General features: G+C 65.9%; 16 protein-coding genes. 8 read left to right on the top strand and 8 right to left on the bottom strand.

Features of this window, described 5'->3' with window-relative positions:
* The first annotated feature begins 21 nt into the window (after positions 1-21).
* Positions 22-1,686, top strand: a complete 1,665-nt coding sequence (locus ACYQ7X_RS10325; RefSeq protein ID WP_459696931.1) for an FGGY-family carbohydrate kinase — start codon at positions 22-24, stop codon at positions 1,684-1,686.
* 19 nt (positions 1,687-1,705) lie between these two features.
* Here ACYQ7X_RS10325 and ACYQ7X_RS10320 read toward each other — a convergent pair whose 3' ends face one another.
* Positions 1,706-2,380 carry a DUF1345 domain-containing protein gene (locus ACYQ7X_RS10320; RefSeq protein ID WP_459696930.1) on the bottom strand — a complete coding sequence of 225 codons (675 nt, stop codon included), beginning with the start codon at positions 2,378-2,380 and terminating at the stop codon, positions 1,706-1,708.
* Positions 2,381-2,533: 153 nt separating this feature from the next.
* Here ACYQ7X_RS10320 and ACYQ7X_RS10315 point away from each other — a divergent pair, with 153 nt between their 5' ends.
* Positions 2,534-3,808 carry an AGE family epimerase/isomerase gene (locus ACYQ7X_RS10315; RefSeq protein WP_459696929.1) on the top strand — a complete coding sequence of 425 codons (1,275 nt, stop codon included), beginning with the start codon at positions 2,534-2,536 and terminating at the stop codon, positions 3,806-3,808.
* A gap of 71 nt (positions 3,809-3,879) precedes the next feature.
* On the opposite strand, the gene ACYQ7X_RS10310 is transcribed toward ACYQ7X_RS10315, so the two are convergent.
* On the bottom strand, positions 3,880-4,638 hold the full coding sequence (locus ACYQ7X_RS10310; RefSeq protein WP_459696928.1) for a manganese catalase family protein: 759 nt from the start codon (positions 4,636-4,638) through the stop codon (positions 3,880-3,882).
* Between the two features lie 248 nt (positions 4,639-4,886).
* Between ACYQ7X_RS10310 and ACYQ7X_RS10305 the strand changes: the two genes are divergently transcribed.
* Positions 4,887-5,264, top strand: a complete 378-nt coding sequence (locus ACYQ7X_RS10305; protein WP_459696927.1) for a response regulator — start codon at positions 4,887-4,889, stop codon at positions 5,262-5,264.
* Positions 5,265-5,347: 83 nt separating this feature from the next.
* Here the strand turns inward: ACYQ7X_RS10305 and cysK are convergent, their stop codons facing one another.
* Together cysK and cysE are read right to left on the bottom strand one after the other, a co-directional pair.
* Positions 5,348-6,280, bottom strand: a complete 933-nt coding sequence (gene cysK, locus ACYQ7X_RS10300) for a cysteine synthase A (protein WP_459696926.1) — start codon at positions 6,278-6,280, stop codon at positions 5,348-5,350.
* Positions 6,281-6,388: 108 nt separating this feature from the next.
* Positions 6,389-7,252, bottom strand: coding sequence for a serine O-acetyltransferase (gene cysE / locus ACYQ7X_RS10295; protein ID WP_459696925.1), 864 nt, complete (start codon positions 7,250-7,252; stop codon positions 6,389-6,391).
* 183 nt (positions 7,253-7,435) lie between these two features.
* Between cysE and ACYQ7X_RS10290 the strand changes: the two genes are divergently transcribed.
* Positions 7,436-8,128, top strand: coding sequence for an endonuclease/exonuclease/phosphatase family protein (locus ACYQ7X_RS10290; RefSeq protein ID WP_459696962.1), 693 nt, complete (start codon positions 7,436-7,438; stop codon positions 8,126-8,128).
* Positions 8,129-8,137: 9 nt separating this feature from the next.
* Here the strand turns inward: ACYQ7X_RS10290 and ACYQ7X_RS10285 are convergent, their stop codons facing one another.
* From ACYQ7X_RS10285 to ACYQ7X_RS10270, 4 genes are all read right to left on the bottom strand, one after another.
* On the bottom strand, positions 8,138-9,226 hold the full coding sequence (locus ACYQ7X_RS10285) for an ABC transporter ATP-binding protein (RefSeq protein ID WP_459696924.1): 1,089 nt from the start codon (positions 9,224-9,226) through the stop codon (positions 8,138-8,140).
* Positions 9,226-10,086, bottom strand: a complete 861-nt coding sequence (locus ACYQ7X_RS10280; protein ID WP_459696923.1) for an ABC transporter permease — start codon at positions 10,084-10,086, stop codon at positions 9,226-9,228. The genes ACYQ7X_RS10285 and ACYQ7X_RS10280 overlap by 1 nt, the downstream gene beginning before the upstream one ends.
* Positions 10,087-10,098: 12 nt before the next feature.
* On the bottom strand, positions 10,099-11,046 hold the full coding sequence (locus ACYQ7X_RS10275) for an ABC transporter permease (RefSeq protein ID WP_459696922.1): 948 nt from the start codon (positions 11,044-11,046) through the stop codon (positions 10,099-10,101).
* A gap of 240 nt (positions 11,047-11,286) precedes the next feature.
* Positions 11,287-12,414: an extracellular solute-binding protein gene (locus ACYQ7X_RS10270; protein ID WP_459696921.1), complete on the bottom strand. Its 1,128-nt coding sequence runs from the start codon at positions 12,412-12,414 to the stop codon at positions 11,287-11,289.
* 556 nt (positions 12,415-12,970) lie between these two features.
* On the opposite strand from ACYQ7X_RS10270, the gene ACYQ7X_RS10265 reads away from it, so the two are divergent.
* From ACYQ7X_RS10265 to ACYQ7X_RS10250, 4 genes are all read left to right on the top strand, one after another.
* The gene (locus tag ACYQ7X_RS10265) at positions 12,971-13,987 is read left to right on the top strand and encodes a PA0069 family radical SAM protein (protein ID WP_459696920.1); all 1,017 of its coding nucleotides are present in this window, start codon (positions 12,971-12,973) and stop codon (positions 13,985-13,987) included.
* Positions 13,988-14,291: 304 nt separating this feature from the next.
* Positions 14,292-15,530, top strand: coding sequence for an MdtA/MuxA family multidrug efflux RND transporter periplasmic adaptor subunit (locus tag ACYQ7X_RS10260; protein ID WP_459696919.1), 1,239 nt, complete (start codon positions 14,292-14,294; stop codon positions 15,528-15,530).
* 19 nt (positions 15,531-15,549) lie between these two features.
* A complete protein-coding gene (locus tag ACYQ7X_RS10255) occupies positions 15,550-18,663 on the top strand; it encodes an efflux RND transporter permease subunit (RefSeq protein ID WP_459696918.1) in 3,114 nt (1,037 codons plus the stop codon).
* On the top strand, positions 18,660-22,058 hold the full coding sequence (locus ACYQ7X_RS10250; protein ID WP_459696917.1) for an efflux RND transporter permease subunit: 3,399 nt from the start codon (positions 18,660-18,662) through the stop codon (positions 22,056-22,058). Before ACYQ7X_RS10255 ends, ACYQ7X_RS10250 begins: the two co-directional genes overlap by 4 nt.
* Positions 22,059-22,065: the final 7 nt, after the last annotated feature.

Genomic DNA, 22,065 nt, shown 5'->3' with positions numbered 1-22,065 from the left:
ACAAAGCGGGCCGGAGGCAGAATGGCGACCCTCCCAAGCCGGCGGCAGGAGGAGCGGATCACCATGGCGGATTATTTCCTCGGGATCGACGTCGGCACGGGCAGTGCGCGGGCCGGCCTGTTCGACGCCGAAGGCAAGCTCTACGCCAGCGCCAAGCGAGAGATCGCGCTGCATCGCGCCGCGGGGGATATCGCCGAACAATCGAGCGAGGATATTTGGCGCGCCGTCTGCGAGGCGGCCCGCGCGGCGCTCGCCGCGGCGGCGATCGATCCGGCGCTGGTACGCGGCATCGGCTTCGATGCCACCTGCTCGCTCGTGGCGATCGGCGCCGATGGCGCGCCCGTGCCGGTCAGCCAGTCCGGCGATCGCGCGCGCAACATCATCGTCTGGATGGATCACCGCGCCGTCGCCGAAGCCGCCTTCATCAACCAAACGGCGCATCCCGTGCTGCGCTATGTCGGCCATGTGATCTCGCCCGAGATGGAAACGCCGAAACTTCTCTGGCTGAAGCGGCACCTGCCGGAAAGCTACGCGCGCGCGGCGCATTTCATGGATCTGACCGATTATCTGACCTGGCGGGCCAGCGGCAGCCTCGCCCGCTCGCTCTGCACGGTAACCTGCAAATGGACCTACCTCGCGCATGAGCGGCGCTGGGATGAGACCTACTTCCACGCGATCGGGCTTGGCGATCTGGCGGAGGCGGGCTTCCGCCGCATCGGCACCGAGATGGTGGAGCCCGGCACCCCGCTTGGCCAGGGATTGACGGCCGATGCCGCCGAAGCGCTCGGCCTGCTGCCGGGCACGGTGGTTGCCGCCGGGCTCATCGATGCGCATGCTGGTGGCATCGGCACGGTGGGCGCGGCGGGCGCGGGCGGCGCAGCGACCGGGGAGAGCGGCCTCACCGGGCGGATGGCCTATGTCTTCGGCACCTCCGCCTGCACCATGGCGAGCAGCACCGAAGCCGCCTTCGTGCCCGGAATCTGGGGCCCCTACTATTCCGCCATGGTGCCCGGCCTCTGGCTGTGCGAAGGCGGCCAATCCGCCGCCGGCGCCGGGATCGACCATCTGCTGCGCTGCCACCCCGCCAGCGCCGAGGCCGAGCGCGCCGCAGAGGCGGCGGGCGTTTCGCTCGTCGATTGGGTCGCCGCAGCAGCAGCCGAGCGGTTAGCCGCCACCGCACCGGAAGCGGTGATCGGCAGCCTCGCCGTAGTGCCGGATTTCCTCGGCAACCGCGCACCGCTCGCCGACCCTGATGCGCGGGCGGTCGTCGCCGGCCTCGGCATGGATCGCTCCGCGGAAGGGTTGGTGGGCCTCTATCTCGCCGGCATCGCCGGGCTCGGCTACGGCATGCGGCAGATCCTGGCGGCAATGGAAGCGGAAGGGATCGTCATCGACACCGTGGTGGTGAGCGGCGGGGCCGGGTCGGCACCCCTGGTGCGCCAGCTTCTCGCCGATGCCGCCGGCGTGCCGGTCGCGGGCACGCGCTCGGCAGAACCCGTGCTGCTGGGTGCGGCCATGCTCGGCGCGGTCGCGGCCGGGCGCTATGCGGATCTTGGCGCCGCCATGCCGGCGATGTCCGCGCTCGACAGGATCTACCGGCCCGAAGCAGGCGCGCGGGCCGCCTGGCACCAGCGCCGCTACCAGACCTTCTGCGCGTTGCAGGCGGCGGCGCGGACGCTGCGCTGAGAGAGCAGCCGCCGCGCGTTCAGAGGAAGTTCGCGGAGATGTTGACGGTCAACGCCAGGATGACGGTGTTGAACATGAAGCCGATGAAGCCGTGCAGCGTCGCCAGGCGGCGGATCTTGCGCGAGGTGATCTGCACGTCCGACACCTGGAACGTCATGCCGAGCACCATCGAGAAATAGACGAAATCGAAATAATCCGGCTCCGGCTCCTGCGGAAAATCGAGCCCGCCATCCGTCGCGGCGCTGCCGTCCGAGATAGCGTAGAACTCGTGCGCATAGCGCAGCGCGAAGATTAGCTGCGTGGTCAACCACGAAATCAGCAAGGTGCCGATGACCAGGGTGAGGTGCGCCAGCTTGACGGAGCCTTTGAGGCTGCCGGCGTTGTGGAATTCGAGAATGACGACGAAGAGGCTCCAGAAGATCGCGGCGAGGCTGACGGCGAAGACCGTCCATTCACCATCTTCCTGAGCCTCGGCGCGGGCCGGCATGTCGAGCGGCAGCGTTCGCCACATCGTGATCGACCAGAGGCCGATAAAGGTGATCGACCCGATATCCCAGGTCAGCACGAAATCGGCGTGCGGGCCGGCAAAGCCGATGATCGAACGATAGGGCTGCAGCACGCCGGTCAGAAGCGCGACCAGCACCGCCACCAGAAGTTGATAGCGACTCGAAACCAGCTTGATGATCCGTGGCATTGCACGCCCCGCCCGTGAAAGGCGCCATAGCGACACGGGGCGGCACAGCTTGCAAGCCGCGCCCGCTGCCCGTACGCCGCACTGCACGGTTAGACCCTTGCGCCTGCCCATCGTCTCTGCAACCTGAAGACTTCAACGGACGAGGACAGGCCGATGCAACACCCACAAGCCCCGGGCACGAGAGCAGGCACGGCGCGGGAGTTCGGCACTGCCTGGACCAGCCGGCCTACCCATCGCCGCTGGCTCGAGCGCAGCGCCGATGCCCTGCTCGCGCAGTTCCAGCACAATTCGATCGACCCGGCGGGCGGGTTTTTCGACCTCGATATTGCCGGCCAGCCGCGGCGCGAGACGCGGGTGCGCGAACTCGTCACCACCACGCGCGTCACGCATTGCTTCGCGATCGCCCATATGGCGGGCTGGCCGGGTGCGGAAGCGCTTGTCCGCCACGGCCTCGCGGCGCTTTGGGATCTGCATCGCGACCATAGCCGCGGCGGCTATTGCTGGCAGGCGGGTCCGGGCGCGGATACCTCGAAACAGGCCTATGGCCACGCTTTCGTTCTGCTCGCCGCCGCCTCGGCCAAGATGGCCGGTTTCGCGAGCGCGGACCGTCTGCTCGCGGATGTGACGGAGGTGCTCAACACCCGTTTCTGGGAAGCCGAACATGGGGCAGTGGCCGAGGAGTTCCGCGAGGATTGGAGCCCGCTCAGCGCCTATCGCGGGCAGAACGCCAATATGCATCTGACCGAGGCGCTAATGGCCGCCTACGAGGCGACGGGCGACAGCGCCTATTTGCGCCAGGCCGAAAGCATCGCCGATCTGGTAATCAATCGCATCGCGCGCGCCCACGGCTGGCGGGTCATCGAGCACTTCGACGCGCATTGGACACCGGACCTCGCCTATCGCGGCTCGGACATGTTTCGACCGCAAGGGACGACGCCTGGCCATGCCCTGGAATGGTCTCGGCTGGTGGCGCAGTTGCAGGTTCTCTCGCAAGACGCGCCTGCCTGGATGGCGGAGGCAGCGGCCGGGCTGTTCCGCCAGGCGGTGACAGATGGGTGGGACCCGCAAACGGGTGGCTTCTACTACACCCTCGGCTACGACAATGCCCCGCTCATCCGCGACCGGCTGTGGTGGCCGTGCTGCGAGGCAGTCGCCGCCGCAGCCTTTCTCGCAGCCCGGGCCGGCGATGATAGCTTCTATGAGGACTGGTATCGGCGGGTGTGGAACTGGATGGCGCAATATCTCGCCGATCCGGTGCATGGCGGCTGGTATCCGGAACTGGACGAAGCGCTCAACCCGCGGCCGCGGTTCTTCGTCGGCAAGCCCGATATCTACCACCTGCTGCAAAGCTTCCTCATTCCGCTCTATCCGGCGGGGGGGAGCCTCGGCGCGATGGTGCGGCGCGCGGCCGAGCGTCCACCCGCGTAAGGCAGGCTCACTCGACCAAAGAAGCGGAGGAGTGGCTGGCGCGCGATCGCGGAAGCGCGCCAGCGCAATGGTCAGCGCGCCCGCTGCGCGGGGCCGCCCTTCTCATCATCGGGGTTGACGGGCGAGGGGGGCATGCCGCCGCGCGGCGCCGGATCCTGGATGTATTGGAAGGGCTTGCCATCATAGGCCGGGCCCTCGTTCCAGGGGCCGCGGTAATCTTCGCCCTGGGAGAGGTTGAAGACGATATTGACCGTGTCGTCCGGCGCCACGGTGCCGAACATCGGATCGTCCAGCTTCCCCATGCTTTCCAGCGCCTTCATGAACATGTTCGTATGGGTAATCTCCCGGGTCAGCAGATGGGTCAGCACCTTCCTTGTGCCCTCATCGCTGCACCGCTTGATCAGCGCCTCATAGGTCTGGCGGGCACCGCCCTCGGCGGAGATATTGGCCCTGAGGTCGCGCACCACGTTGCCGCCTTCCTGAACATATGCCGCGGTCCAGGCCGTGCCCTGGCTATCGACGAGATGCGGGCCCACGCCCTTCATCTGGAAGAGCGGCGCCTCGTACACTCCCGCCTGGTCGATTTTCGAGGTGTGCTGGACGATGAGTTTCCCCACCATCTCGAGATGGCTGAACTCCTCGATCGCGATATCCTGCAGCATATCGCGAATGGCCGGGTCAGTGACATGGAAGGACTGCACCCAATATTGCAGGGCTGCCGTCAATTCCCCCGTCGCACCGCCGAACTGTTCAAGCAGAAACTGCCCGAACATCGGATCGGGCGTGCCGACATTAACCGGCATGATGGTTTCTTTACGATGGTAGAACATAAGACTTCCCCCCGGGCGGTGTTTCAGACCGCCTGGAGGTGAGGCGCAGGCCGAGGACATACAAGCAGGGCCGGACCACAGGGACGTGACCGCGCCTTCAAGTTCCAGTGGGACGCCGCTCGCGGAAAGTTGCCCGCGATGAGGAGTGAGAATGCTTGCAAGACCTGGATTAAGTTCTCAGAACATCACACCGGCGAAAAAGGGCCAGCCTTAAATCTTGACCGAGCGCACATGTCGATGTTGCTAAGATGACATCCGTCCTTCTGGTCGAAGATGAATGGCTCATTCGCACGATCATGGCGGAAGAGCTGGTCGAGGCTGGCTTCGACGTTCTCTCCTTCGAAAGCGGGGACGAGGGCGCCGCTTTCATCGAAGAGAATGGCTGTGCCTTCGATCTTCTGGTGACCGATATTCATATGCCGGGCGAGACGGATGGGATTGCCCTGGCGCGGCTGGTGCAGCAGCGCTGCCCGGCGATGCCGATCATCTATACCACCGGCCGCCCGGACGCTTTGGACCGGGCGGATACGCGCGGCCCGAAAGTTCTGGCCTTGGTCAAGCCCTATAAGCCGAGCCGGCTGATCGCCGCCATCCGCAGCGTGACCGAGCCGACCGCACCGAGCTGAACAGCCCGGCGCCGCGGCTCTGCCCCGCGCGCCGCTAGCCGAAGGGTTGAGGCGCCGAAAGCGCCTCCACCCTTGGTGCGAAATCAATCAACCAGATCTGCGTAGAGGGGCGTGCTGAGGTAGCGTTCGCCGTAGGAGGGAATGATCGTCACGATCAGCTTGCCGGCATTCTCCGGCCGACGGGCGATGACGCTCGCCGCCCAGAGCGCGGCGCCGGAGGAGATGCCGACCAGCAGCCCCTCTTCCCGCGCAACCTGCCGCGCCGTATCGAAGGCATCCTGATTGGCCACCCGCACCACCTCGTCATAAACCTCGGTGTTCAGCACATCCGGCACGAAGCCGGCGCCGATCCCCTGGATCGGGTGCGGCCCCTTCTTGCCGCCCGACAGGATGGGCGACGCATCCGGCTCGACCGCGATCGCCTTGAAGGATGGCTTGCGGGCCTTCAGGATTTCCGCCGTTCCGGTAATGGTGCCGCCGGTGCCGATGCCGGAGACGAGAAAGTCCACCATGCCATCGGTATCCCGCCAGATCTCCTCGGCCGTGGTATTGCGATGGATCTCCGGATTGGCGGGATTCTTGAACTGCTGGGGCATGAAATAATCGGGGCCGGAAGCCGCGATCTGCTCGGCACGCGCAATGGCCCCGCCCATGCCTTCCGGCCCGGGCGTCAACACCAGTTCCGCGCCATAGGCACGCAGCAGCATGCGCCGCTCGCGGCTCATCGTTTCGGGCATCGTCAGGATGCAGCGATAGCCCCGCGCGGCGCAGACCATGGCGAGCGCGATGCCGGTATTGCCCGAGGTCGGCTCCACGATGATCGAATTCGGCCCGATCAGCCCCGCCTTCTCCGCCGCGTCGATCATCGCGACGCCGATGCGGTCCTTCACGCTGTGGCCCGGATTGAAATATTCGAGCTTGGCGACCACCCGCCCCGCCCCTTCGGGCACCAGCTTGCGAATGGCGACGAGCGGCGTATTGCCCACCAGGGCGGTCACATCATTGGCGATTTTCACGAAAAATCTCTCCCTACTACCTGGCAAATCTTACACCAGCCCGGATTTTCCTGAAACTCAGGAAGAATTTTCTCCGATCACCGCGGGCTGCGCAGGCTGCTTCTCTCTTCAGATCGTCCAATCGAAGGAATCGTACGCAAGGCTCGCCAGAACCTCATCCATTCCGCCGAGAGAGGGAGCGGTCCCCATCATTCGTACGAGCTTGGCGGGAACGCCGGCGACCACCGCATTCGGCGGCACCGGACGCAGAACGACCGAGCCGGCAGCGACGCGGGCATTCTCGCCGATCTCGATATTGCCGAGGATCTTGGCGCCCGCCCCGATCATCACCCCGCGGCGGATCTTGGGATGCCGGTCCCCGGCCTCCTTGCCGGTGCCGCCCAGCGTCACGTTCTGCAGCAGCGAGACATTGTCTTCCACGACCGCGGTTTCGCCTACGACGAGGCCGGTCGCATGGTCGAGCAAGATCCCCTGCCCGAGGCGGGCGGCCGGGTGGATATCCGTCTGGAATACCTCGGACGAGCGGCTTTGCAGATAAAGGGCGAAGTCCCGCTCGCCGTTCTGCCACAGCCAATGCGTCACCCGATGCGCCTGGATGGCGTGAAAGCCCTTGAAATAGAGGAAGGGCTCGATGAAGCGCTCGCAGGCCGGGTCGCGCTCGAACACCGCTTCGATATCGGCCTTGAAGGCGCAGCCGATCCCGGGGTCTGCCGAGAGCGCCTGGTGAAAGGCCTGAACGATGAGCGGCAGGGCGATGACGTCGTTTTTCAGCCGCGACGAGACCCGGTGGCAGACCGCCGCTTCAAAAGACGGCTGGTTGATGATGGACTCGAAGAACAGTGTGGCGAGGGCCGGAGCCTTGGCATAGGCCTCCTCCGCTTCGCGCCGCAGGCGCCGCCATAGGGGATCGGTCGGGTGCCCTTCCTTCGGGCGGGGCACGATGGCAAGGGGACTGCTTGCTCCGCGGCTCAAGGTCAAACCTCCTTCTGCGCCTTTGCCGGGAAAGAGAACCCAGCCAGTCCTTTATAGCCGTTCCCGCGGGGGCGACCACGGGGGCCGGCGCATGCCGCCCCGGCTTCGTTTGCCGGAACGGCGAGCGGCGGCCCAGCGGATCCTGGGCTCGACGGCGGCCGGGAAGCGGCTATCTTGACCAGCATGAAACTGATCAGCTGGAACCTGCTGCACAAGGAAGGCGCGGCCGTTGCCGAGGTGGCCCGTCTGATCGAGGGGGAGCAGCCGGACGCCATGCTGATGCAAGAGGTGACGGCGGCCTTCGAGGAATTGCCGCATCTCCTCGGCGGCAGCTTCACCCGCATGCCGCTGCCGGGCCGCCGCCACGGGCTTGCCATCTGGACACCCATCCCCCCTGCCCGCCCGCCGGTGATGATCGCGCTCCCGGCCGGGGCGGTCGTCCGGCGCATCTGCCAGATCACCGAACTCGGCCCCTGCGCGGTCGCCAATGTGCATCTCTCGCATTCCCAACTGCTCAATCGCCGCCAGCTGCGCCATATCGCCGAACACCTGCCGCCGCGCGCCGCCATCCTCGGGGATTACAACCTCGTGGGGCCGCCGCTCCTGCCGGGCTTCGAGGATGCGGGCCCTCGCCAGCCGACGCATCGGATGAGCGATCTTCTGCCGCTGCGGCTCGATCGCGCGCTCATTCGCGGCCTCACCTGCCTCGAAACGCGGGTGCTGGAGCGCGGCACTTCGGACCATCACCCGATCCTCGTCTGCCTGGTGCCGAACGAGGGTGGCCCGCGCAAGCGCGGCCTGTCGCTGCCACCGCGCCTTGCGCGCTACGCCTCCATCGGCTCCGAACGGCTGCGGTTCAAGGGGCGCTCTGACTGAGCCGGCGGTTCAGCGCGAGAGAATGCGGGGCGATTCAGGCGCCCAGGACGCCCAGACCGGCATGCCGAGCGAGAGATGCCCCGCCGTATCGCTCGGCAGATCGGCCCAGAGTTCGCCCTCCGCGCCATCGGCGAGGCCGAGCTTCACCCGGGTCAGCGAGCCGAAGAAGGTCACGTCATCGACGATCGCAGGCACCGCCACCGCCGGCTGCGGCTCATGCCGAGCGGAGAGGGTGACGTGCTCGGGGCGCAAAAAGAGTTCGACCTCGGCGCCGGCCGGGTAAGCGGCGGCCGCCTGGGCCGGCAGCGCGATCTGCCCGATCCGCACCGCCGCGCCATCGACGCGGCCGGCCAGCACGCCCCCGGCGCCGATGAACCGCGCGACGAAGCCATCCGCCGGGGCACGATAGATCTCGGCCGGCGGCGCCATCTGCAGCACATGGCCTTCGCTCATCACCGCTACCCGGTCGGAAATCGACAGAGCCTCTTCCTGATCATGCGTCACGAAGACCGTGGTGATGCCGGTCTCCTGCTGGATGCGGCGGATCTCGGAGCGAAGCTGCGTGCGCACCTTGGCATCGAGGGCCGAGAGCGGCTCGTCGAGCAGGAGGATGTCGGGCTTGACGGCGAGCGCCCGGGCAAGCGCCACGCGCTGCTGCTGGCCGCCGGACATCTGATGCGGAAATTTCTGGGTATGGGCGGCGAGCCCGACCATGGCGAGCAGGCGTTCAGCTTCGGCGATCTGCGCGCGCGCATCGCCCAGACCGCGCACCCGCGGCCCGAAGCGGACATTCTGCACCGCCGTCATGTTCGGAAAGAGGCTATAGGCCTGAAAGACCATGCCCATGCGCCGCTTGTTGGGCGGCAGCCAGGTGACATCCTGGCCACCGAGCAAGACCTGCCCGGCATCGGGCGTGTCGAAACCAGCGAGAATACGCAAAAGCGTGGTCTTGCCGCAGCCGGACGGCCCGAGCAGGCAGAGCAATTCGCCCTGGGCGAGATCGATGTTGATGTCTTGAAGCACCGTCCGCGCGCCGAAGCTCTTGCGGATGCCGCGCAGCGTCACGCCCGAAAGCGTAGGAGTGGGGCTGATATCCATTAGTGCGCGCCTCCGACAGTAGCCGTGCCCCGGCGGCTGGTGAGCAGCACGCCAAGCATGAAAAACCAGGTGAGCAGAAAGCTGAAGACCGAGAGGGCCGCGGCCTCCGTAATCGCATTCTGCCCGGTATCGTTGATGAAGACCGCGAAGGTGTGGAAGAGCAGGACACTCGCGAAGGTGAACTCGCCGATGACGATGGTGAGGGTGAGGAGCACGGCACCCACCAGCGCCGGGCGCAGATTGGGCAGCAGCACGAGAAAGATGATCTCGCCCCAGCCCGCGCCGAGCGATTGCCCCGCTTCCGTCAGCGTCCGCAGATCGAGAGTGGAGAGCCCGACCTCGATCGAACGATAGGCATAGGGGAGCGCCAGGAAGAAGTAGGGAATGACGAGGTAGTTCGGCGTGCTGATGAGCCAGGAGGGGCCGGTATAGAGCGTCGTCAGCCCGTCGATCAGCGCGATCGCCGGAATGACGAAGGGCAGGTTCGAGATGAACTCGAACAAGGGCTTGAGCTTCGGCGCCTTGAGATGGACGAAGATCATCGCCGGCAGGAGAAGGACGAAGCTGAGCAGGATCGTCTCGGCGGCGAGGCGGAGCGACAGGAACAGGCTGGACCAGAAGCCCGGCGCATGCAGCATCGCGCCATAGGCGGAAAAGCCGTAGCGATGCCCGCCTTCCCAGAGGCTGAAAATCCCGGTGACGATGAGGGGCACGAAGAAGAAGACGGCCCCGAGGGCGATGATGATCCAGTTGACGAGGCCGAGGCCGCGGCGCGCGCCATAAGTCTGCCGCCCGCGCGCCGGCGGGCGGGCGGTTGCGCCGGTTGCGGCATCGGGGGTCGCGGAGACGGAAACGCTCATGCGCGCCTCCTCCTATCGGCGCCAGCGCGCGGCATGGCGCGTGACGAGGCTGTAGATGCCGAGGACGATCACCATGACGACGATCATCCCGGTTGAAAGGGCGGCGCCCACCTGCGGATCGGACATGACGTTGCCGGAGAGCACATTGCTGATGCTGATGGTGACGAGGGCGATATTGCCGTCAGTCAGCGCATAGGGGGTGGCGAAGGCCGAAAAGGCGCTGCCGAAGAGCAGAAGGAAGCCGCCGAGCAGCGAGGGCATGAGGATCGGCAGGCCGACGAAGCGCCAATACTGCCAGGTGGAGGCGCCGAGCCCGTCGGACGCCTCGCGCCATTGCCGGCGAAGGCCCTGAATGGCCGGGGTGATGATGATGAGCATCAGCGGGATCTGGAAATAGGCGAAGGTGACGGTCAGCCCCGTCAGCGAATAGAGCGAGAAGCCCATGCTGTAGATATTGATGCCGATATTCTTGAGCATCACGGTCACGAAGCCGAGGCTGCCGAGGGTGCTGATGAAGGCGAAGGCCAGCGGCACGCCCGCGAAATTGGCGGCGACGGCGGAGAAGCTCGCGATGATCGAGCGGAGGAAGGCGGGGGCGCCGGGCTGCAGGCTCGCATAGGCGAGGAAGAAGCCGCCGATGAGGCCGGTGAGCGCGGAGGCGGCACCGAGGATGATCGAATTCTCGAAGGCGACGCGGTACTGATAGTCCCAGAGGCCAAGGATATAGGCGAAGGTGAAGCCCTTATCGCCGATGAAGCTCTGGACGATCAGAACGATGGTCGGGGCGACGAGGAAGGCGAGAACGAAGAGCAGAAAGAGGCCGACGAAGAGCCAGGGGACGGCGCGGCCGATAAACCCGCTGAGACCGCCGGAGCCTGCCGTGGCCGGCCCTTTCCGAGCCGGGCCGGTGAGGGATGGCCGGGTCGCGGGAAGTGTCTGGCCGGTCTCGCTCACAGGCATGCCAATCCGTTTCTAGAGCACATCCTGGTCGGAGGATTTCATCCGACCAGGCGAAGATGCTCGCACAAACAATAAGCCCGGGCGGATGAAGGGCGTGTCAGCGACCATCAACCGCTCTGCAGAAGATCCCCCGGCCAGATGGTGTCCTCTGGCCAGGGGGAGACGATACGCACCGCAGGATCGATCAGATCGGAGCGGTGATCGCGAGCGCCCGGGCGGGCGATGGGCGCTCTCGGCCGATCAGATCTTGACCAGCTTCGGCCACAGTTCACCCAGCACCTTCTGCGCCTTGGCGACCTGCTCCTGGCTGGCGAACTTCACGTTCTGGTAAGGACCGGCAGGCGGCAGCTTGGCGGCCAGATCGGCAGGGATGAGGTTGCGCTTGGCGAGATCGGCATAGCGCGCGGGATGCGCGTAGCCGGCCAGGAAGAGCAGCTGGCCTTCATCGGAATAGATGAATTCCTGCCACAGCTTGGCCGCCATCGGATGCGCCGCATCCCGCGGAATGGCCTGGCAGTAATAGCTGCCATAGGCCGGGCTGCCTTCCGGCACCACGACCTCGATGGTCGCCTTGCCGACCGCCTTGTCGCGGTAGCCGAGCGCCAGGTAATCCCAGTTGATGACGATCGGCGCCTGGCCGCTGACGAGCAGCGCCGGCCCGGTGGCCGCCGCCGGGTTGAGATTGCCGAGCTTGGCGAGTTCGGCGAAATAGTGCACGCCCGGCGCGATATCATCGTAGGAACCGCCATTGCCGAGCGAGGCGGCGAAGACCGCCGCGAAAGCGGCACCGGCGCCGAGCGGGCTGCCGTTCAGGGCGATCATGCCTTTGTATTCGGGCTTCTTGAGATCCGCCCAGCTGCGCGGCGCCGTCTTCACCACAGTGGTATTGGTGGCGATGGAGATCACACCGAAATAATCCGCGACCCAGAGGCCGTGCGGATCCTTCATGGTCGCGGGGATGCTGTTCCAGGTCGCGACCTTGTACGGCGTGAAGAGCTTCTGCTTCGCGCCGATGGCGGCGAAGGAGGGGCCGACATCCACCGCGTCCGGCGCGCGATTCTGCCCCTTAAGGCTGCGCACGGCCTGCAATTCCTGGGCGGAAGAACCGTCCGGGTTCGCGTCGTCGATGGCGATGCCGTATTTCGCGGTGAACCTGTCCATCAGAGCGCCGTAATTTGCCCAATCCCGCGGCAAAGCGATGACGTTGAGCTTGCCTTCCTTTTTGGCCGCGGCAATCAGCGCGTCCATGCTCGCGGCAGCCTGGGCCGGGCTCAGGCCAGGCACGGAGGCGAGTGCCGCGCCGGCCAGGCCGGCAAGGCCAAGCTTCGCATAGTCGCGTCGGCCGAGAAGGGTCGTGTCGATCGGCATTGAGGGCCCCTTGTAGGAGTGGATGAAGAAGGCAGGCACGCCGCCGGGCAGAGCGCGGGCCGTCGGCAGCCGCACCCGGACACAGGCAGCATGCCCCGCCGCCTTGGCCGCTTACAGCGCCAGCGGAGCCTGGACAATGCAAGTTCCGTGACAGTTTGACGACGGCTAACAGAGAGTTCAAGGCGCCATCGCAACTTTGCATAGGAGAAGCGCGTGCGCGAGACCTACTTGCACCAAACCGGCGAAACATGCGCCTGAAAACGACGCTCGCCGCACGCGCAACGCAAGGCGGCAGAGGGCCAGCTGGCGCTTGTTCTTATTTTGTTCTTGCACTCCCGCGCCCGCTCTGCGAATCTGGGCATCGGAAAAAGGGGGTTTCATGGAATCCGCCGCACCGCGCCGCCCAGAGCCTGTCGCGCCACTGCCGATCGCTCGGCGGAGCAGACGCAACGCGGAGGAAACGGCCCAGGGGAGCCCGCGCCCGGCGGGCTCTCTCGGCCGGCATGGCCGCGGGGCGACTATCAACCCTGCCGTCCGTTTCGAGGCGACAGAGCGGGTGCTGGCTGAAGACGGCTGGGGCAGTTTGGATGCCGAGCTGAGCAGCCTGCCGCCGCTCGAAACCACGCTGATCCGGGACCGCAGCCGCAGCGCGATCACCCGCAATACGAGCCCGGACCTTGGCTTCGACCGCTCGATCAACCCCTATCGCGGCTGCGAGCACGGCTGCGTCTATTGCTTCGCGCGGCCGAGCCACGCCTATCTCGGCTATTCGCCCGGCCTCGATTTCGAGACCAAGCTGCTGTTCAAGCCCGAGGTCGCCCGGCTTCTGGAGCAGGAGTTGCGCCGCCCGTCCTACCGCCCGCGGCCGATCACCCTTGGCGCCAATACCGATCCCTATCAGCCGATCGAGCGCCGGTTACGGCTGACGCGCGAGGTGCTCGAAGTACTGCGGCGCTTCCGCCACCCGGTCAGCATCGTCACCAAATCCGCAAGCATCCTGCGGGATGTGGATCTCCTTGGCGCGCTCGCGGCGGAAGGGCTGGTGCATGTCTTCCTCTCGATCACGACCCTGGATGCGGAACTCGCCCGGGTGATGGAGCCACGGGCCTCCGCGCCCGCCCTCCGCCTGCGGGCGGTGAGCGGCCTGCGCGCGGCGGGCATTCCCGTCGGCATTCTCGCCGCGCCGATCATTCCCGGCGTCAACGATGCCGAGTTGGAGGCGATCCTTCAGGCCGCCGCCCGCCATGGGGCCGGCCGGGCCGGTTATGTGCTGCTGCGCCTGCCGCTCGAATTGCGCGAAATCTTCGAGGCTTGGCTGCGCGAACATCTGCCCGCCCGGGCCGATCGGGTTCTTAACCTCATCCGCTCGACCCGCAGCGGCGCCCTCTACGACTCCCGCTTCGGGGAGCGGCTGAAGGGCAGCGGCGCCTATGCGGATCTCCTGGCGCAGCGCTTCGCCCTCGCCGCCCGCAAGAACGGCCTCGCGGCCGAACTTCCGCCCCTGAATACTGCCCTGTTCCAGGCGCCGCCCGAAGAGACCGCCGCACCGGTGGGGCAAATGTCTCTGTTTTAGGCGGTTCATGGTGGGGGGCGGGCGCCCGAAGCCGCTCTCGCCTCAGGCGGATGCCTGCCCTCGGACGAGCAACGGCTCTCGGATCCGTCTCGCCCCCCGATCGCGCAGATGTGAGGAAGCCGAAAGCGCGGTCGTCCGCCGCGCTTCATGGCCGCTTTCGGGCTGGTTTTTACAAAGCGTTGCGCAAGCCTCCATCCGCTCCTGTGGACCTTGCACGCTTGCCCGCAAGAGGGCAGTCACGGTGCGACAGGCGATGGAGATCAGGTTGAGCGGTGGCGGAGCGGATGCGAGACCGGGCCCAGGCATGACGAAGCGGCGCCGGTGGCGGGGGCGCCTCGTCATTCTGGGGATCCTGGTCCTGCTCGCCTTCGGCCTCTACCACTTCTTCGGCCATCGCCAGCCTGCCCGGAAGACCGCAGGCGGCCTGCCGCCGCAGAGCGTCCAGGTCGCGACCGTCACCACAGGCTCGATGCCGGAGACGATTTCTGCGCTGGGCACGGTCACGCCGGAGGCGACCGTCACCATCGTCCCGCAGCTCAGCGGCTATCTGACGGCGGTGGGCTTCACCCAGGGGCAAGACGTTACGAAGGGGCAATTCCTCGCCCAGATCGACCCCCGCCCCTATGAGGTGCAGCTCGAGCAATATCAGGCCGCTCTCGCCAAAGACCAGGCCGCCCTCGGTCAGGCCCGCTCCGACCTCGCCCGCTACGCGAAGCTCGCGCGGCAAAACTCGATCGCCGAGCAGCAGGTGACAGACCAGACCTTCCTCGTCGCGCAGGACGAAGCGGCGATCAAGGCGGACCAGGCGAATATCGACAGCGCCAAGCTCGATATCAGCTACTGCCATATCATCGCGCCGGTTTCCGGCCGTGTCGGCCTGCGGCTGATCGACCCCGGCAATTACGTCACCGCCTCCTCCTCGACCGGCATCGTCGTCATCACCACGGTCAAGCCGACGACGGTGATCTTCGCCATTCCGCAGAATGACCTCGCACGCGTGGTGGCGCGCACCAATGCCGGCGCCAAGCTGCCGGTGACCGCGCTTTCCAGCGATAACAGCACCAAGATCGCGACCGGCACGCTCGCCGCGATCGACAACCAGATGAGCACGACGACGGGCACCGTGCAGCTGCGGGCGCTCTTCAGCAACGACCACGAGGCGCTGTTCCCGAACGAATTCGTCAATGTCTCGCTGCTGGTCGATACCTTGCAGAATGCTCTGCTCGTGCCGACCCAAGCGATCCAGAGCGGCGAGCCCGGCACTTATGTCTATGTGTTGAAACCTGACCATACGGTCGCGATGCAGCCCGTCGCCATCGGGCCGACGAACGGCGCCGAGACGGTGATCACCAAGGGTCTCACGGCCGGCCAAGAGGTGGTGACCGACGGGGTGGACCGGCTGACGGATGGCGCCCGGGTCATGATCGTCTCGGCTCAGCCAGCCCAGGGCGCCGCCTCGGCACCCGCCGCGGCGACGCCGCCGAACGCGGCCCCCGCCACCGCCGGCCAAAAGCCGGCCAGCCCCGCCAAGCAGGGCCAATGACCGGCAAGATCGCCGCACCATGAACGTCTCCCGGCTTTTCGTCCTCCGCCCGGTCGCGACATCGCTGCTGATGATCGCCTTCGTCATGATCGGCCTGGTCGCGGCGACGTTCCTGCCTGTCTCGTCGCTCCCCAACGTCGATTACCCGACGATCCAGGTGCAGACCTTCTATCCCGGCGCCAGCCCCATCGTGATGGCCACCACCGTTACCGCCCCGCTGGAACGCCAGCTGGGCGAGATGGAGGGCCTGCAGAAGATGACCTCCGCGAGTTCCGCCGGGGCATCCGTCATCACGCTGCAATTCGATCTGTCGCTCAATCTCGATATCGCCGAGCAGGAGGTGCAGGCGGCGATCAACGCCGCCAACAGCCTGCTGCCGAGCAACCTGCCGGCACCGCCGGTTTACGCCAAGATCAATCCGGCCGATCAGCCGATCCTGACGCTCGCCGTCACTTCCGATACGCTGTCCCTGCCGCAGCTGCAGGATTACGCGAATACCCGCCTCGCGACCAAGATCTCCGAAGTCTCCGGCGTCGGCCTCGTCTCCGTCGAGGGCGGGAATGTCCCGGCGATCCGGATTGCCGCCAATCCCCAGAAACTCGCGGCCTACGGCCTCACCATCGATAATCTCCGCACGCTGATCGGCAACGTCAATGTCAGCGGGCCGAAGGGCAGCTTCGACGGGCCGGCGCAGTCCTTCACCATCAACGCCAACGACCAGATCCAGGACCCGAAGCAGTACGACAAGGTCGTGGTTGCCTACAGCAAAGGGGCGCCCGTCTTCCTGCGCGATGTAGCGACCGTCACTCAGGGGCCGGAAGACCAGGATCTCGGCGCCTGGGTCGATCGCAAGCCCGCCATCATCATCAACGTGCAGCGTCGGCCGGGCGCCAATGTCATCGCCACCGTCGATCTCATCAAGCGGACCTTGCCGCTGCTGACGACGGGCCTGCCGCCCGCCATGCATGTCTCGGTCCTGTCGGACAGCACGACGGTCATCCGCGCCTCCGTCTCGGAAGCGGCGATCGAGCTGCTGCTCTCGATCGTCCTCGTCGTCATCGTCATCTTCGTCTTTCTGCGCAACCTGCCGGCGACGATCATTCCCAGCATCTCGGTGCCGGTATCGCTGATCGGCACCCTCGCCGTGATGTATGTCTGTGGCTTCTCGATCGACAATCTGTCGCTCATGGCGCTGATCATCGCCACCGGCTTCGTGGTGGATGATTCGATCGTCATGATCGAGAACATCGTCCGCTATCTGGAGGAGGGAGCGGCGCCGATCGATGCGGTGCTCAAAGGCGCCGGGCAGATCGGCTTCACCATCATCTCGCTCACGATCTCGCTGATCGCGGTGCTCATCCCCTTGCTTTTCATGACCGGGGTGATCGGCCGCCTGTTCCAAGAATTCTCCGTCACCCTCGCCGCGACCATCGTGATATCGGCCGTCGTCTCGCTCACCCTCGTCCCCATGCTTTGCGCCCGCCTGCTGCGGCGCCAGGCGGAGCGCAGCCCGACGCGCTTCGAACGCCTCAGCGAAGGACTTTTCGACAAGCTGCTCGCCCAGTACGATCGCGGCCTCGGCGTGGTTCTGCGCTATCGGGGGACGACGCTGCTCGTCGCCATTGCAACCGTCGTGCTCACCGTCGTGCTCTATATCGTCATTCCCAAGGGTCTGTTTCCCGAGCAGGATGTCGGCGTCATCCAAGGCATCAGCGTCGCCAACCAGGCGGTCTCCTACCGGCAGATGGCACAGCACCAGGAAGCGCTCGCCGCAGCGATCCTCAAGGATCGCGACGTTGTCAGCCTCTCATCCTATGTCGGGGTCGATGGCACGAATATCACGCTGAACCAGGGGCGTTTCCTGATCAATCTCAAACCCCGTGGCGAGCGGCAGCTCAGCGCCGCAGCACTTATCCCGAGGCTGCAGCGGGAAGTGGCGGGAGTGCCGGGCGTGCAGCTCTATATGCAGCCCGAGCAGGGCGTCACGCTCGATACCACGATCGCGCCGACGCAGTACCAGTTCATGCTGCAGGATCCGAATGCGGATGATTTCAACACCTACGTGCCGCGGCTGGTCGATCGGCTGAAGCAGGCGCCGGCGCTCGCCGATGTCGCGAGCGACCTCGCCAATGACGGCCTCTCTGTCTACATCGACGTCAACCGCGCGCTTGCCGCCCGCTTCGGCATCACCGCGGCGACGATCGACAATGCGCTCTACGACGCCTATGGCCAGCGCATCGTCTCGACGATCTTCACCCAGACGAGCCAGTACCGCGTGATCCTGACCGTCGGCAAGCACGCGACCCCGACTGTGGGCGACCTCGCCAATGTCTATCTGCCTTCGGCGACGAGTACCACCGGCCAGGTGCCGCTCAGCCAGATCGCGACCATCACCATCGAGCATCAGCCGCTCGTCATCAGCCATCTCGCGCAGTTCCCGGCCGTCACGGTCTCCTTCAACCTGGCACCCGGCGCCTCGCTCGGCGCCGCCCTCCGCCAGATCGGCCAAGCCGAAAAGGCGCTGCATCTGCCGCCCGCGATGTCCACGAGTTTCCAGGGCGCGGCGCTCGCTTTCAGCAATGCGCTCGGCAACGAGGTCTATCTGCTGATCGCGGCGATCATCGCTGTCTATATCGTCCTCGGCGTGCTCTATGAGAGCTTCGCCCATCCGGTGACGATCCTCTCCACCCTGCCCTCCGCCGGCATCGGCGCGCTCCTCGCGCTCATCGTCACCGGCTCTGATCTCGATGTCATCGGCATCATCGGCATCGTGCTGCTGATCGGCATCGTCAAGAAAAACGCGATCATGATGATCGACTTCGCGCTGACGGCCGAACGCGAGGGCGGCAAGACACCGGCCGAGGCGATCCGCGAGGCCGCCTTGCTGCGCTTCCGCCCGATTCTGATGACGACGCTCGCCGCCATGCTCGGCGCCGTGCCCCTGCTGCTCGGCGGTGGGGCGGGGGCGGAATTGCGCCAGCCGCTCGGCATCGCAATCATCGGCGGCCTTGCCGTCAGCCAGTTGCTCACGCTCTTCACGACGCCGGTGATCTACCTCTATTTCGACCTGATCGCCGCTCGGCTGCGCCGCCCGCGCCGCAGGGGTGCGGGAACCGACGGGGTTTCGGGATGAGCATCCCGTCGCTCTTCATCAGCCGCCCCGTCGCGACCACGCTGCTCACCATCGGCATCGCGCTCGCCGGGATTCTCGCCTATCTCCGCCTCCCCGTCGCGCCGCTGCCGAACATCGATTTCCCGACGATCGTGGTGCAGGCCCAGATGGCGGGTGCGAGCCCCGAGACGATGGCGACGACCGTGGCCGCGCCGCTCGAACGCCATCTCGGGGCGATCGCGGATGTGACCGAGATGACCTCCGAGAGCGATCTCGGCCAGACCCGCATCACCCTGCAATTCGCCCTCTCCCGCAACATCAATGGCGCGGCGCGGGATGTGGAGGCGGCGATCCAGGCGGCGCGCGCCGATCTGCCGAGTTCGCTGCACAGCAACCCGAGCTACTTCAAGTTCAACCCGACGGCGGCGCCGATCGTCGTGCTTGCGCTGACCTCCAAAACCCTCACCCCGGCGCAGCTTTACGATTCCGCCGATACCGTCATCCAGCAGCAGCTTTCCCAGATCAGCGGCGTCGGCTCGGTGGAGTTGGGCGGCGGTGCGCTGCCGGCCGTGCGGGTCGATCTGCAGCCAGGAATGCTGAACAAGTTCGGCATCGGCCTCGAAGATGTGCGGGCGGCGATCGCCGCGGCGAATGCGGATAGCGCCAAGGGCAGCGTGATCCGGAACGGCCAGCGTTTCCAGATCTACTCCAACGATCAGGCGACCAAGGCGAAGGACTACGTCAATCTCGTCATCGCCTATCGGAATGGCGCCCCGGTCTTTCTGCATGATGTGGCATCAGTCACGGATTCGGTCGAGAATCTGCGCACTGCCGGCATCTTCAACGGCCAACGCTCGGTGATCGTGATCGTTCACCCCTCCCCCAGCGCCAATGTCATCCAGACGGTCGCGCAGATCAAAGCCGTCCTGCCTGCGCTGCGGGCCGCGCTGCCGCGTGACGTGCAAGTGAACCTCGCGCTCGACCGTTCGCAATCCATCAACGGCGCGGTCGATGATACGCAGCGCACGCTGTTCATCGCGGTCCTTCTGGTCATCGGGGTCGTCTATATCTTCCTGCGCAGCGCGCGTGCGACCCTGGTGCCGGCGGCGACCCTGCCGGTCGCCATCCTCGGCACTTTCGGGCCGATGTATCTCCTGGGCTACAGCCTCGATAACCTCTCGCTCATGGCGCTGACCATCGCCACCGGCTTCGTGGTGGATGATACCGTCGTCGTGCTCGAAAACGTGCAGCGCCATATCGAAGAGGGCCTGCCTGTCTTGGAGGCGGCACGGCGCGGCAGCGAGGAGGTGTTCTTTACCGTGATCTCGATGAGCCTTTCGCTTATCGCGGTCTTTCTGCCGATCCTGCTCATGCCCGGGCTGGTCGGGCGGGTTTTCCAGGAATTCGCCGGCACTCTGTCGATCGCCATTCTCATCTCGCTCGTTCTTTCGGTGACGACGACGCCGATGCTCTGCGCGCTGCTACTGAAGCACGAGAAGGCGCGCGGCACAGCCGAACGGCCGGGGCTTTTCGCGCGCCTGACGCGGCTCTACAGCCGCAGCCTGCAACTCGCGCTCGACCATGCGCGGCTGGTGGGTGCCCTGCTGCTCGCCCTTCTCGTCCTCAACGTCTTTGTCTTCAAGATCATCCCGAAGACCTTCTTCCCCGAGCAGGATACCGGCGTGATCATCGGCACCATCCAGGGCGATCAGAGCATCTCCTTCCAGGCCATGCGCAAGAAGATGACGCAGCTTGACGATATCCTGCTGACCGACCCGGGTGTTGCCACCGCCGCAGGCTATGTAGGCGGACGCTCGACCAATTCCGGCTTCGTCTTCGTCTCCCTCAAGCCGCTCAGCGAACGCAAGGTCTCGGCGGCACGCATCGTCCAGCGGCTGCGGCCGAAGCTCAATCGCGTGGCCGGGGCTCAGCTCTTCCTCGTGCCGGCGCAGGATCTGCGGGTCGGCGGCCGCCAGTCGGCAGCGGAATACCAATACACGCTGACGGGCGACGATTCGGCGACGCTCTTCGCCTGGACGCCCAAGATCGTCGCGGCCCTCAAGAAGAGCCGTCTGCTGACCGACGTGACATCCGACATGCAGCAAGGCGGCCTCGAAACCTTCGTTCATATCGAGCGGGAGAAGGCCGCCCGCTTCGGGCTGACGCCTGAGCAGATCGACCAGACATTGTATGACGCCTTTGGCCAGCGCACCGTCTCCACCATCTTCAATCCGTTCAACCAGTATTTCGTGGTGATGGAGCTGGCGCCGCGCTATCTCGAAAGCCCGTCCGCCTTGCAGCAGATCTATATCAGCACATCGGGCGGCAGCGCCTCTGGCACGCAGTCCACCCAGATGACGACGGTGAGCGCCACCACCAAAACCTTGAACGGCGCGGCGACCACCAGCGCCACGCCGAGCACGAGCACGAGCACCGCCCGCACGGCATCGGCCACAACGACGAGCGGCGCGGCGAACGCGGGTGCCGCGAATACGACGGGCACGACGAGCACGAGCACCGCCGCATCGCCAAGCACGACCGCCAATTCCTTCGTCAACCAGCAGACCAACAGTATCGCGAATACCGGCAAGGGTGCCGCCTCCAGCGGCGTCGCAGTCAGCACCAGCAGCGAGACCATGGTGCCGCTTTCGGCGATCACCTCCATCGCCAGCGGGCATATCCCGATCGCCGTCAACCACCAGGGCGGCTTCGTCGCGGTGACGATCTCCTTCAATCTGCCGCCCGGGGTTGCGCTCAGCCAGGCCGCGAGCGTGATCAATCAGACGATGAGCAATCTCGATGTTCCCGTCTCGATCCGCGGCGCATTCGCCGGGACCGCCGCCGCCTTCCAATCCTCAGCCTCGACCGAGCCGCTGCTCATCCTGGCGGCGCTCGCCGCCGTCTATATCGTGCTCGGCATCCTCTACGAGAACACGATCCACCCGATCACCATCCTCTCCACCATCCCTTCTGCCGCGATCGGCGCCACGCTCGCGCTGCTGTTGCTCGATACGCCCTTCTCGATCATCGCGCTGATCGGTGTGTTTCTGCTGATCGGTATCGTCAAGAAGAACGCGATCCTGATGATCGACGTGGCGATTACGCTGCGGCGGCAGGAAGGCTATTCGGCGAAGCGTGCCATTCATGATGCCGCCGTGCTGCGGCTGCGGCCGATCCTGATGACGACAGCGGCTGCCGTGCTCGGCGCCATGCCGCTGGCGATCGGCTTCGGCCAGGGGGCCGCACTGCGCCAGCCCCTCGGCATCACCATCATGGGCGGGCTCATTCTGAGCCAGATCATGACGCTCTACACCACGCCAGTGGTCTATCTTTTCCTGGACCGGCTCGGCGCCCGGCTGCCCGGAGCGCGGGGCGCGAGCCTGCCGGCCCTGCGGCCGGACGAGCCTGCGCAATGAGGATCAG

It is taken from the genome of Acidisoma sp. C75, from assembly GCF_054665095.1.
This window is presented reverse-complemented; position numbering and strand designations above follow the sequence as displayed.